Genomic DNA, 13,591 nt, shown 5'->3' with positions numbered 1-13,591 from the left:
ACGAGTAGCTTAAATTACGCCAGATCCTGTCCAAGAGATGGGGAGTAGCTCAACCAGACTACTTGCCGAACAGGGCGATCATTCCATCAGCCACGGCGCCGCGCCATGCGAAATAGTCGTGGCCAGCGGCATATTCCCGCCAACTTACCTCATAACCTTTCAGCCGCAGAATATCTCGCATCGCGCGCGAGGTTTCCAGAATCCCGAAGTTTCCGTCGCGCGCATTTTCAAAGTCGCCCGCGCTGATGAAAAACCGGACAGGAAGTTTCGGCGCTGCGGCGTATTCTGCGGCGACATAGGGAATGCCTCGATCTGAATTCCTGTCCGGCGCCCACCAGAAAGAGCCGGACAGGCTGATCCCGTTGCCGAAGATATCGGACCGATGAAACGGCACAGTCGCTGCGGCCAATCCGCCATAGCTGACACCCGTGACAGCGGTGCGGGCGGGGTCGGGTGCAATACCAGTTGTCAGGCTGACCAGCGGCAGCAATTCGTCAGCCAAAGCATCGGCGAAAACCGGGTTTCCGGGGAGTTCGCGGGCGCGTGTATCGGAATCGATGGATGGGATCATGACCGTCAGAACCGGCGGCAAAACCCCGTCACGTGTCAGGCTGTCCAGAACGTGCGGCAGATCCAGTTCGTCCATCGCCCTTTCGCCGTCAAAGACAAACAGCGTGACCAGTCGTGGATCCTTGGGATCGAAGTTGCGCGGATGGGACAGCGTGATGCGGCGACTATTCCCAAGCAGCTCGCTTTCGAAGGCAAGTTCGGACAGGATGGGAACGGCATCTGCCGTGGGCGGCGTGCCGGGTTGCGGCGGTGCATCGGGCAGGCTGACGGTTGCCTTCTGGTTAAACCGGTCCGGTGCATCCACAGGCCAGGGATACTTGTTCAGCGGGTCCATCTGGGCGGTCGCCAGCAGGGCGGCACGCTTGTCGCGAAAGCTGCCGGGCACCTCGGGCACATCCGGGGCAAGCTGATAGGACAGGCGCGTCCGATCCGGGACGCGGAAGCTCTTGAACCAGACATCGCTGTCGCCAAGCTGGTCCAGCCACTCGTGATCGTTGGATGGGCCGCCGAACAGGCGCACATTCCGTGTCGCCCCGCGCCACAAGAATGTCAGGATTACCTCGCCATCGCCTGCATCCTCGATCAGCGGGGTGCCTTTCTCTGCGATCTCTTGCCAGAAAGCATCAGAACTGCCACCGCCATCCAGCACCGCCGCCAGAGCAGCGATGCGGCGACTTTCGTAACCCGGATTGACCGCCTCGACTGCATGTCGTTGCGCATCAGGGGCCACCACCTGCCGTAGTTCGATCACCGCCGTGCCGTTGCCGGTCAACTCCAGTGCCGGGGCGTCGTCCGGGGCGATAAAACGGAAGGTCATTTCGCCAGTTTTATCATCCGCAAGTTGCCGAAAATGCTGACCGCTTTTGTTGCGCAGATTGGCGTCGATCATACCCTCTGCCTTTATGACGCCGACGACATAACTGCCCGCAACCGCGTCGATCCGCAGCTGCTCTGCGCCCGCCTGATCCAATTGCAACGACAACGGTTCGCCCGGTTGCAAAAGCTGCTGCGCGGTTGCCTGTGACGCCAGCATCAGCGACACAAGCAGCATTGGGATGACCGACCTTACCATTTGTAATCAATGGCTGCGGTGATCTGGCGCTCGGGCCCGACCCAGCAGGCATAGGCACTGGCGCAGGACGCGGCATAGAATTCATCCGTCAGGTTGGTGATGTTGATCTGACCGCGCACCCCTTGATAGCGGCTGTCCAATGCGCCGAAATCATAGCCGACCGCGGCGTCCACCAGCGTCACGCCCGGCACCTGAAAGGCGTTCGCGCGCGCCCAGCTTTTGCCGATATAGCGAATGCCAAGCGCGGCATCCCAGCCATTATCGAACGCATATTTCCCCCAAAGCGAGACCTGATGCATCGGCACGCGGTCGTTATGGGCGCCGACTTCCCCGGAATTGTTGGATTTGGAAATGCGCGAGTCGTTATAGCCATAGCTGGCCAGCATCGAGAACCTTTCGGTCAGTTGACCCTGCCCCTCGATCTCGAATCCGCGCGACCGGATCTCGCCGACCTGTTCGTATTCGGTGGGCAATGTGCCGCTGATTGCCTTTAGCACATTCGTCTGGCGCAAATCATAGGCCGAGGCCGTCACCATCAGCCTATCGTCCGCGTTGGCCCATTTGACACCGATTTCAAGCTGCTTGCCTTCGGTCGGATCGAACGGGTCTTCGCCGGCTTGCGGAACCTGCGTCACCGGCTCGAACGAGGTCGAATAGCTGATATAGGGCGAGAAGCCGTTCTCCATTTCGTAAAGCAGACCCAGACGGCCCGAAAGCGCCTCGGATTCCTGCGTCTCGCGCGAGCCGCTGAGCAGGTTGAGCGCGTCGTTTTCGGCCCAGTCATAGCGCAGACCGGCCTGCACATGCAGATTTCCGAAAGTCGCCTGATCCTGCAGATAGATCCCGGTCTGACGAAGCCGGGAGATGCTTTCCGAGCGGCGCGGGCTTCCGGTCACGACGATATCGCCATAATTCGGATCAAGCCAGTCGATGGAGTTCGCGGTCGCGCCATAACTGGTGTCACGATAGGTGCGGACATATCGTAAATCGATTCCACCCAACAAGACATGCTCACCGCCACCCAGGTTCATCCGATGCTCGACCTGATTGTCGAGGCTGAACTGGCGAGACTTGGTATAGGCATCCGTGACGGACCGGGTGATCCTCCGCTCATCGCTGCCCAGAACGTCCCAAAGCAGCGTGCGCAGATCCCAGTCGCCACTTGTCGCGCCGAATTTTTGACGCAGCGTGGTCGTATCCGACAACTCGCGTTCCAGTGTGTAGCCAAAACTGTATATCGTGCGCTCGGACCGTTCGAAATCGGGATCGCTGACCAGAAAATCACCGGGGATATAGCCGTATGAGGTCGGATACAGCGTGCCGAGCGCCTCGCGGAAGTTGCGATAACCTGCATCGGGTTCGCGCTGATCATGCCATAAACGCTGAGGGAAGTGGCGTCGGTCGGCGTCCACAGGATCGAGGATGACAAGGTCAGGCGACGTGTTTCCAGCCCTTTCTCTTGTGTATCGGCCTGTTCCGCATTGCCGACAAGACGCCATGAAAGCTGATCGTCCAGCTTGCGTGCAACGTCGAAACGGGTGCCGATGCGACTGTGCGTGCCGGTGACGATTCCGAACTGCGTTCCCGATGTGCCATCGGCTTTCTTCAGTTGCATGTCGATCAGCCCGCCGGGGCTGGCCTGACCATAAAGCAGCGATGCCGGGCCTTTCACCGCAGCGACGGATTGCAGCAGCCAGGGGTCGATCTGCACGTCCTGACCGCTGACGGCCAAACCTTCCAGATAGATCGGAACATAACCGAAGCCGCGGATATAGGTTTCGTCCGAGATATTCGAGGTGCCGCGATATTCGGACGCGACACCCGAGGTATAGCGCAGCGCCTGCGCCACCGACTTCACCGCCTGATCCTCCATCTGCTGCCCGGTGACGACCGAGACCGAGACAGGCGTTTCTTGCAGCGGGGTGCTGGTTTTGGTGGCGGCGGTGCTGCGTTGCGCCGTGTAGCCGGCCCCTTCCTGACCGTAAAGCGTGATCTGCTCCAGAACGGTGGTGTCATCGCTGACGGTTTGTGCCGCGACCATCTGGGTCAGTGACAGTGAAACCGCAGTCGTCATCAGCAGTGGCCGAAAGGTGATCCGGCCATGGTTGGAATGTGTCATCATCTCAAACCTTCGTTTGTGCGGATCGGGCTTGAGATGATCTGGCGCCGCAATTGTGCTGCGGACAGCCTTCACCCGGTGGATATGCTTGTCAATGCGGCAGACCTGCGAATGCGCATATCCGTTGCATTACGGTCGCAATATGGTCGGCGATCACTTTGGCTGCCGGGCTTTCATGCCCATGATTTCCGCGTCAAGCGCCTGTCGGCGCGCATCGGGCAGGGCCTGCCACCAATCGCGGACCAGCCCGTTGTTCAGCGCGGTCAGGGAACCACTTTCGGCGTTGCCGTCAAATCGCTCACCACCCCGCAAGACACTGTCGAAAAAGTGGCGGATCATGTCGTTCTGGGCGGTGAGCATGATCTCTGGCCCGGCTTTGCCAAGGATCAGATCGCGCAGCGGCCTGCGTACGAACAGAGAAAAATCGGTGAAGCCCATATGCCTGGCGCCGTTGATCTGAAGGCGTCGGATGTCCGGCGACTGACCGGCCTGATCGAGCTTTTCATAGGAAAACTGGTTAGGGCTGAGAAGGCTCACATCGCTTGCCTCCGCAAAGCGTCGCTGGAAATGCCGCAGATCGGCATGCAGCATCAGGAATGGCACGGGCATCCTGGCATCGAAGGCCACCATGTGGAAATTCAGCCCATCCAGATTGATGCCCGCCGCACAGCGCCGGTCGATCATGCAGAGCGCGCCGGTGGTCGAGCCGCCAAAGGACATGCCGATCTGACCTGTGCGCGTCATCTCGCTGGCAGCCGCGATTTCGGTGATATGGGCGGGAACGTCACCCCGTTGCAGCATGTCCATGACGAATTGCCGGTCGGCCACCCATGCCACGGCACTTTCGGTCGCGATCCTTTCGGAATTGTCCATCAGCCAGTTCTGATAGTCGAAATGCCCCTGCAACTGCCGTCCAGCGTCGCGCCGGTCAGGATCGCGGTCATCCCCGCAGGCCGCGCATCGCCACTGCGCCGTTCGGCCAGTGACGGGTCCATCGGGATGATGTCACCATCTGGCATCACCGTGTCCGAGGCATCGCGGCTGTGCTGCACCGAATAGACGATATAACCATGGCTGGCCAACTCCTCCATCAGCACGGTGTTCTGGCCCGAAAAGGACATGTAGCCGTGGCTGAACACGACCGTCGGCAGCGGCGCGCCGTCACTGACAAGCGGCGCATCAGGGAAGCTGTTCGTGCGGACATGCTTGAGATAGCCGAGGAACGGCCCGAAGCCGACAAGCTGACCAAGTCCCCGTGCGGTCGTCGCAGTCTCGGCTTCGGTGAAATAGGGGGCCGGGTCTGCGCCTTTTTCCGGTGTCGCCGGATACCAGACGCGCACCAACAGGCGGCGCGGTTCCCGAGGGGAAGCGCCAAGGATTCCGGGACGCGAGAGGTCGGACAGTTCGAACATGCGGACGCCGATCAGCCAGTCGCCACCGGGTGTGGGAAGGTCGCGGATCGGAAAAAGCCAGATAGCAGCGATGCCCATGCCTGCAAGGCACAGAACCACCGCCTGGGACAAGGCGCGTAAAATGCGACGCCGGCGTGTAAAACGCAGCGATACAAGCAAAGCCAGCAACATGATCGCCGCCGCAATGCCGCCGAATGCGGCTTGCCAGCGGTCGTCCCAAACACCCCATACGGCCGAGGCAAGAGCCACGCCGCAAAAGAAAAATATCACGCGAAAACGCCAGAGGCCGCGCGGAAACGACCAGGCCATGCCTGCGATGACAAGCGCGACAACCAAAACCATGTCCGAAATAATCACTGGCACAACTCGATCTGATTCAATGGTTTGTCCGGCGAAACAGCATCATCAGCCTTCCATGCCGTTTTTACGTTCTGCCGGCGGTTGGTCCTGCCGGCCTGCGCTTTCTTGCTGTTCTGCTGATAGCGCAGCCAGCACCTTGTTCAGCCGGGTGAGGCCGACGCGCAGCACTGAATCCAACCCATCCTTGCGGAATGGCGGGTGACTCTGGTCATGCGGGGCCTTGACGGTCAGGAACAGCGTATTGCCGCCCCCGCCAAGCGTCAGACTGTTCGGATGCGCGGGCAGCGGGATATGGACGCGGGGCGCATCGTCATCGCCGCCAATCACCACCAGCCCGCCGGTGCCGGTCTGATCCTTACGGCTGGCCCCGCGACAGGTCAAAAAGACGGTGTTGCTGGCAGGCGCATAGGCCACATCCAGCGCCCCCAACCCAACCGGGACATTACGCAGGACCGCGCCGCTTTCGGTATCGAAAACATAAAGCGCGCCGCTGTTTGCATCGACCGAAAACAGACGCTTGCCATCCGTATCCATCGCCAGATTGATGAAGAAATGCGTCGGCACCTCTGACCCCGCCCCGGTCGTGCCGCCGGTGGAAATGCTGCCGGTCTGTTCACCCGTCGCCATGTCGGGGACATGGATTTCGCTGGTCCCGCCGCCGCTGCAACAGGCGCGGCCCGCTGCCGGGGTCAGAACCCGCCCGGATGTCCAAAGACCCGCATCGACGACGCCCGGCGATCCGTCCAGCGTATTGCCGACAAAAAGTCGTCCGCGCCCCTTGTCCTTCAGCCCGGCCGCAAAGGCACGGCCCGGCAACTCGATCCGGCGGATCGGGCTGAGGCAGGTGCGGTCGAGATCGTCCAGACAGCCCGGCGTGCTATCGTCGAAACTTGGGGGCGAGGCGACAATCACCGCGTCAATGGCGGCTGCCTCGATCACCGCGTCAGCGCCCCGGCGGTCCTGCCGCAGGACCGCCGGGGCGACCTGCGACAATGTTATCTCGGGCGCGGCGGGCTGATCCTGCGCTGGCAGGGGCGAGGCGAGGATCGGCGCAATGGCCGTCAACGCAGCCCTGACAGTATCAGGTTCCGCCATGCCCCCTCAGAACCGTTTGCGCAGGGTCAGTTCTGCTGTGCGCGGCTCACCATAAACAACGGTGTCGTAGAAGCCGGTAGTTGCGTAATATTTCTTGCCGAAGATGTTGTTGACGCTCAGCGTCAGCACGGTTTCGTCATCAATGTCATAGGATGTGCTGAGGTCGAACACGGCATAGCTGCCCTGATGCACGTTCGGCTGTTCAATGTCGGACGTGAAATCCATGCTGTCAGTGCCGCTTTGCCAGCGCATCGCGCCTCCGACCGTCATCCGGTCGTCGAATGCGGCCAGCCGGTAATCGGTGGCGATCTTCAGCGTGTGTTCGGGCTGGTCGGCATAAAGCTTGTTGCCATCCCTATCTTCGGATTTGCGATAGGTATAACCGGCCGAGACATTCCAGCGCGCGCTGATCTCGCCCGCGGCTTCCAGTTCGAAGCCGCGCGTCTTGGTGCCGTCGATGCTGGTATAGACGCTACGGTTTTCATCGGGCAGGAAATACAGGTAATCCGCCACGTCCTTTTGGTCGGTCTGGAAGACCGCCGCCGAAACCTGCATCGCGCCATTATTCAGGTCGCCCTTGACCCCAAGTTCGTAGTTCCAGCCATAGGTCGGGTCCAGATAATTACCATCTGCATCCCGGTAAAGCTGCGGCTTGTAGATCGAGGCGATGCTGCCATAGGCGGTGTAATTGTCATTGATGTCATAGGTAAAGCCCAGATAGGGTGTGATCTCGCCAGAGTATTTATATCTGGCCGTGACCGTTTCGCCGTTGCTGGTTTCACCGTCCCACCAGTTTATGCGCGCACCGGCCAGCATATGGGCACGATCCGACAGGCTGAACCGGCCCGTGCCGTAAATGGCGTATTGGGTGATTTCACTTTTATCCGTATAGGTTGCCGTCGAGCTTAGAACCGGCCGCGGGACATAGGCACCAAGATCATAGATATTCACAAGGAAAGTCTCGCCCGAGCCATAGCCGTAATAGGCGCCCTTGCCCTTGCTGGTCATTGCGCCAATCGCGAATTCATGCGTGCGGCCAAAGGCCTGAAAATCGCCATTCAGCATCGCGGTCAGGTTGTTCTGCCTGTATCCGCCGTCATAGCGCGTGCCATAGCCCTGCATGCCGTCGCCGGTTACACGGTTCGGGACACCATAGATCCAGGCCAGCGTCGAATCCATGTCGTTCCTGACATGGGTATAGACCAGCCGCCCGGTCCAGCCATTGTCGAACACATGTTCCAGCGAGGTTGAAAACTCGGTCCTTTCGGTTTCGACCTCGGTCCAGTCACGGCCAAGGCTTGCGCCTTTGGGCCAGTCGATCAGGCTGCCATCCGTGTAAAACGGGGCCAGTCCGCCCCAAGTGACGCCGTCACCCTGCGTGCGCTGCCAGGTCAGGCTGGTGTTCAGCGTGGTGCTGTCGGTCAGGTCGATGTCGATGGCGCCGAACAGAACCTGCTTTTCCTTTTCATAGCGGTCCAGCGTGCCGTCGCGCTTGTCCCAGACCCCGATCAGCCGTCCGCGCACGGTGCCGGTAGCGTTCAGCGGGCCGGAAATATCGGATTCGATACGCGCGCCACTGGGATCGGACAGCGCGAAGGCCGCCTCCGAGCGGAACCCTTCCGTTGGCCGCTTGCGGATGAAGTTGACCGAGGCGCCCGGCTCGCCCGCGCCCTGCATCAGCCCGTTGGCACCACGAACGATCTCGACATGGTCATACAGCGCCATATCGGGATTGTTGTCGCCGAACTGCCAGACCCCGTTGCGCGGAATCGGCACGCCGTCATACTGATAGGCGTCGATCGGGAAGCCGCGCGAATAATAATTGATCCGGTCGCTTTCATAGGCCTGCACCGTGATCCCGGTGGCGGCGTTCAGCGTTTCCTCAACCGTGGTGATATTGCGGTCTTCCATCTGGGCGCTGGTGATCGCGCTGGTGGATTGCGGCGTCTGCCGCTGGCTGAGAACCAGCCCGGTGGCGGACCGCATCCATTCCGTTGTCCAGCTTCCGCTGTCTTCGGTTATGGTGGCGGGGGCGGCGGTAAGTTCGATCTGCTCAAGAACGGTAACTTCGCCTTGGGTCGTGTCATCGGCATCCTGTGCGAAACCGGCAAGCGGCAGGCAGAACAGCACCCCCGCAAGCGCCGTCGTCATCGTCAGGCGGCAGCGCCGCGTCATTGGCTGTGTCATGGAAGGGCCTGTTTGCTGAAAGGAAACTTTCGCTCGCATCAGGCTTGCTGCGTTAGCATTACGTAAAGTCAGCCTGCCGTTGCAAGCTGGATCGACAACTTCGACCCGGATTTTGTTTCTACGGTTGTGAAAATGAGACGACTTCGGCGCATTCTCGCCGGCCGGTCCCGACGATCACTTGAATCTCACGAGGCACTCAACCAAAGTTGGTCGCATCAGCCAGCCCATATATGCCGGTCAGCCAGCCTGTCAGCATGAAATGAGGGTTGGAATGCGTATGCTTCCCAAAATCACTGTAAAGCAATACCTTGGCACATCTTCTGTGCTGCTGCTGATCTGCGCCGGCCCGGCGCTGTCAGAAACGGTATTCACCGAAACGGTCACGAAATTCCCCGGCTGGGCCTGGGTCCAGGCGGCGGAAGGCAATCAGGCCATTTATCCCGGCCAGAATGCCGTCATCAATGGTGGCGGTCTTGTGCCGGGCCAGACGGTTACCCTGATGCGCGGCCAGACGGTGCTGAACGCCGAAGGTCCCCTGACCGTGGATGCCGAAGGCAAGTTCAGCTTCGAAATAACGGTGGATGACGAAGCGGTGCCCGGCATTCAGCCCATCGTTTTGCTGACCGAAAACCCGGCCGCGGCCGAGATCGTCGATCTGAAGATTTCTTCGGAACTGCCGGTCAGCGGCGCCGACCTGTTCGATATCGAATATCGCAAGGTGGATGGCGGTCAGTATCTTTATCAGGTTGCCTTCAGCGAGGCGCAGAACGCGCTGTTTGTGACCTCATCCGTCGGGCGTCCGCCAATCAAGGAATCGGCGCTGCTGAAGATCGACCCGGAAACGCTGGAAACGATCACCTCGGTCACACCGGACGGCCCCGCGCCAGTGGGCGAGGACGGATATGAAACGGGTCTGTTCGCAGTTTATGGCGTCGCGGTGGATGACGCGCATAACCATGTCTGGGTCAGCAATACCCGTCAGGACGCCGCCGCCGTTTACAGCACCGAAGATCTGTCACTGGTCAAACAGTTCGAACCCGGTGTCGTTTCGCATCCCCGTGATGTCGCCGTCGATCCCGGCCGGAACCGCGTCTATATCAGCGCAAGCGGTGCTGACGAAATCGCCGTTTTCGACAGCGAAACGCTGGAACAGCTGGACCCCATCGAAATCCAGTCCAAGCAGTGGGAGGGCAAGTTTGCCCCGATGGCGCTGGATATCGACCCGGAATCCGGGACGCTGGTGACGGTCAGCCTCGAAACCCCGGAAGCCGCCATCATCGACCTGAACAGCAGAGAGGTCAATGTCGTCGAACTGAAGGGCATGAAAGGTGCCTGGGGCGTTGCCTATGACCCGCAGGAAAAGCTGCTTTTTGCCGTCTCGATGAGTTCGGACAACCTGCTGATCGTCAATGCCGACAGTGGCGAAGTGCTGCATGACGTGCGCCTTGATGCCGGTCCGCTGAACGTGACCTTCGATCCGGTCAGCCGCCTTGCCTTCATTGCCAGCCGCAGTCCCGGCCGGATCACTGCGGTCGATACGGCCGGCAAGATCGTCGCCAATCTGGAAGCAGGGCCGCTGACGAACAAACTGCGCGCCGACGGCAAGGGCAATATCTATGCCGTGAACCAGTCGCTGGAAAAAGATGACCCGCAGGGCGATCGGGTCTGGCGTCTGCGCGCCAAGCAATAACATGGGGGCAGAAAGTGACAAATCAGTTCGACAAGCGTCTTCTGCCCACTGCGCTGATCGGCGCGGTGCTTGGCAGCACGGCCATACCGGCATGGGCGCAAACCGCAGCCGACACCGGCGGTGCGATTGTCCTTGATGAGATCACATTGCAGGGACAGCAGGGCCGTCAGGCGGAAACCGAATATGTCGCGCCGACCTCGATCAACCGCAGCGACGCCGAGCCGATAGATACGCCGCAGACCATCACCGCCGTGACCGCTGCCCGGATCGAGGAACAGGACATCCGCTCTGACCTCGATCTGTTCAACGCGGCGCCGGGGGTCGATGCGACGATCCGCGAGGGATTCCTGACTGTCCGCGGCTTTGGGGGCAGCAGGGCGATCAACGGTGTGCCGGTCGATACCTTCGTCGGTCGGACCAGTGCCGACCTGACCGCCTTTGAGCAGATCGAGGTGCTGAAAGGGCCGGCGGCCCTGTTCACCGGGCAGGGCGGTTTTGGCGGGATGGTGAATTACAGCTTCAAACGCCCGCTGGATACCGAGCATTTCAAGACCATCCTGGGCTTTGGCGATCCAAGCTCGAAACGGTTGATGTTCGATTACAACAGCACGCCGATGCTGAATGACCGGCTGCGGTGGCGGCTGGTGGGTTCCTACGAGGATCAGGATTCCAACCGCTATCCCGAAACATACGAGCGCACATCGCTGTTCGGCACGGTCGAATTCGATCTGACGGACCAGACACTGGTTCGTCTGAACGGCTGGCGGCAGCGCAACGATCAGATCCGCGATTTCCGGCAGGGTCTGCCAGCATATAGCGACGGCACCCTGATCGACTTTCCCGTCGATACCACCGCAGTTCAGGATTGGACCCTGTTTCCGTTCCGTTCCGATTGGGTGACGGTGGATCTGGAACATCGGTTCAATGACCGCTGGAAAGCCAAGCTCACCTATATGAACGGTGAATCCTATCACCCTGCCGAGCATAGCATTCCCTTCGGATGCTCTGGCCCGCTGGCCGTTTACGACTATACCTTGACAGGAATCGACCGGGACAATCCCGATGGCCGGCAATGCCACACGCTGAGCTACTGGAATGACTGGAACCAGTATGAAATCTTCGACGCCAGCCTGAACGGGGCCTTCGACGCCTTTGGACGAACGCATGACGTGATATTCGGCGCGACGCAACAGCGCAGTTGGTTCCGCCGCCAATTCGGAAGTTCAGACGCATCGAGTGATTTCATCGTCGATATCTTTAACCCCGACCATCATGTCATCGACAAGCCGAGCTATACGTTCACCAGGCCTTTCAGCGCAAAGCCATCGCCAGACAATGATTATCAGGTTTTCGCACAGGTCAACCTTCGCGCGACCGACAAGCTGTCCTTCCCGATTGCCGGGCGGTGGAGCTGGAGCCGCACCGGCGATGGCGAGTGGATTGCGAAAAACGAGTTCACGCCTTCGCTGGCCGCAGTTTACGAGGCCAACGAGAACCTGACATTTTACGGTCAATATGCACAGATGTTCACTGCGAACAGCTATTATCGCAGCTGGAACCCGGACTGGACACCTGGCGGTTCCTATGCGCTCGAAGACGGGATATTGCTGCCGAACCAAACCGGGACACAGAAGGAAATCGGCGTCAAGGCGCGTGTCTTTGACGGTCAGGCGCTGGCAACGGCCTCGATCTTCGATATTACCCGGAAGAATACCGCCCGCGACGATCCCGATCCCACGCATCTCGATTCCACGGGCTATCCGTTCTATGTATCGACCGGCGAACAGCGTAGCCGCGGGATCGAGCTGAGCCTGAGCGGTAAGATCAGGCCCGGCTGGACCATCGGCGCGGGCTATGCCTATACCGACGCGACATACACCAAGGACGATCATGCACAGGGTGCGGATCTGGGGACCGCCCGCCATTCGGGGAACATCTGGACCAGCTACGAATTCCAGCCCGGTCGCTTCGATGGGCTGAGCCTTGGTGCCGGGATAGACTTCCGCAGTTCGTTCAAGGGTTCCGCCACCGATGCGGACGACACCAACCGGGTTGTCGCGCCGGGCTATGGCATCGTCAATGCGCGTGTCGCTTATGACATCAATGACAAAGTTACCGCGTCGCTGAATGTCGATAACCTGTTCAACAGGAAATACTATGCCGAGGTCGGGGATGTCGGCGCCGAAAACTATTATGGCGAGACGCGCCGGATCAGCTTCAACCTGCATTCACGGTTCTGACTTGCCGCGCCACGGCGCATAGATGTGTTCGCGGGCTTTCGGAGCGGGTGTTAAGCTGTAGCGTCTGGAGAAGACTGACCCGAGATGGCGAAACGGCAACGCTATTCTGCGGAGTTCAAGGCGAAGGTGGCTCTTGAGGCCATCCGCGAGGACCTGACGACGGCCGAACTGGCCAAGAATACGATATCCACCATGATCATCGGCTGGAAACGGGCGGTGATCGAGAACATGGCATTGGCCTTCAGCACGAAGGCGGCTGTCGATCCGACGGTTTCGGTCGCGGATGTCGAGAAGCTGCATGCGCAGAAGCCGTTGAAGGTGCGTTCGGTATGCTATGCTGGTGAAGATTTACAGCGACATGGGCGGCAAAACCGCCGCGCGCAAATACTCGCCAGCGGAATGCACTGGCATCAAGAAGCGTATCGTTGAAGGTAGCCCGGACAAGGGGCTGATCAGCACCTCGCACGTTGAGCGCCAGAACCTCACCATGCGCCGGTTCACCCGCCTGACCAACGCCTTCAGCAAGAAGGTCGAGAACCACGCCTACGCGGTCGCGCTGCACTTCATGTATTACAATTTCGTCAAAGTGCATCAGATCCTGCGCGTTACCCCCGGCGATGGCTGCGGGTCTGACGGATCGCCTCTGGGATTTCGCTGACCTGATCGCGATCATTGATGCGAATGAGGACGCGCCGAAAAAGCGCGGACCTTATAAGAAGCGTCAGCCGGAAATTTCAAACTGACCCACTACCCAGCAGCGACCCACGGCGCTTCAGAGCATCATTGCAGGACTTCCAGTTCGTCGCGCGGCAGCGGGCGCATGGGGGCATCCGCCCCGTCTAACCG

At 60.0% G+C, this 13,591-nt stretch carries 8 protein-coding genes and 3 pseudogenes; 4 read left to right on the top strand and 7 right to left on the bottom strand.

What is annotated here, in order from left to right; genetic code table 11:
• Window positions 1-58 precede the first annotated feature (58 nt).
• From Q4G24_RS15315 to Q4G24_RS15285, 7 genes and pseudogenes are all read right to left on the bottom strand, one after another.
• Window positions 59-1,621 (bottom strand): alpha/beta hydrolase-fold protein, encoded by a 1,563-nt coding sequence (locus tag Q4G24_RS15315; protein WP_303367407.1) that lies wholly within the window; start codon window positions 1,619-1,621, stop codon window positions 59-61.
• Between the two features lie 14 nt (window positions 1,622-1,635).
• Complete coding sequence (locus Q4G24_RS15310; protein WP_303367406.1) at window positions 1,636-3,141, bottom strand: TonB-dependent siderophore receptor; 1,506 nt, start codon at window positions 3,139-3,141, stop codon at window positions 1,636-1,638.
• Between the two features lie 137 nt (window positions 3,142-3,278).
• A pseudogene (locus Q4G24_RS15305) lies at window positions 3,279-3,683 on the bottom strand (TonB-dependent receptor plug domain-containing protein); the annotation flags it as partial.
• Between the two features lie 231 nt (window positions 3,684-3,914).
• Window positions 3,915-4,634: a hypothetical protein gene (locus tag Q4G24_RS15300; protein ID WP_303367405.1), complete on the bottom strand. Its 720-nt coding sequence runs from the start codon at window positions 4,632-4,634 to the stop codon at window positions 3,915-3,917.
• On the bottom strand, window positions 4,634-5,515 hold the full coding sequence (locus Q4G24_RS15295) for a hypothetical protein (protein ID WP_303367404.1): 882 nt from the start codon (window positions 5,513-5,515) through the stop codon (window positions 4,634-4,636). The genes Q4G24_RS15300 and Q4G24_RS15295 overlap by 1 nt, the downstream gene beginning before the upstream one ends.
• A 63-nt stretch (window positions 5,516-5,578) precedes the next feature.
• Entirely contained in the window at window positions 5,579-6,628 is a 1,050-nt protein-coding gene (locus Q4G24_RS15290) for a YncE family protein (protein WP_303367403.1), read from the bottom strand.
• 6 nt (window positions 6,629-6,634) lie between these two features.
• Window positions 6,635-8,815, bottom strand: coding sequence for a TonB-dependent siderophore receptor (locus Q4G24_RS15285; protein WP_303367402.1), 2,181 nt, complete (start codon window positions 8,813-8,815; stop codon window positions 6,635-6,637).
• A 271-nt stretch (window positions 8,816-9,086) separates the two neighbouring features.
• On the opposite strand from Q4G24_RS15285, the gene Q4G24_RS15280 reads away from it, so the two are divergent.
• From Q4G24_RS15280 to Q4G24_RS15265, 4 genes and pseudogenes are all read left to right on the top strand, one after another.
• Window positions 9,087-10,505 carry a YncE family protein gene (locus tag Q4G24_RS15280; protein WP_303367401.1) on the top strand — a complete coding sequence of 473 codons (1,419 nt, stop codon included), beginning with the start codon at window positions 9,087-9,089 and terminating at the stop codon, window positions 10,503-10,505.
• Between the two features lie 14 nt (window positions 10,506-10,519).
• Window positions 10,520-12,745 (top strand): TonB-dependent siderophore receptor, encoded by a 2,226-nt coding sequence (locus Q4G24_RS15275; RefSeq protein ID WP_303367400.1) that lies wholly within the window; start codon window positions 10,520-10,522, stop codon window positions 12,743-12,745.
• 84 nt (window positions 12,746-12,829) lie between these two features.
• Window positions 12,830-12,991 (top strand): annotated as a pseudogene (locus tag Q4G24_RS15270) (IS3 family transposase); the annotation flags it as partial.
• A gap of 208 nt (window positions 12,992-13,199) precedes the next feature.
• Window positions 13,200-13,488: pseudogene (locus Q4G24_RS15265) on the top strand (IS1 family transposase); the annotation flags it as partial.
• Between the last annotated feature and the right edge of the window lie 103 nt (window positions 13,489-13,591).

This window comes from Paracoccus sp. (in: a-proteobacteria), from assembly GCF_030538695.1.
In the GTDB taxonomy this organism is placed as follows: domain Bacteria; phylum Pseudomonadota; class Alphaproteobacteria; order Rhodobacterales; family Rhodobacteraceae; genus Paracoccus.
Note: the sequence above shows the minus strand (reverse complement) of the source record. Positions and strands in the feature narration are given on the sequence as shown.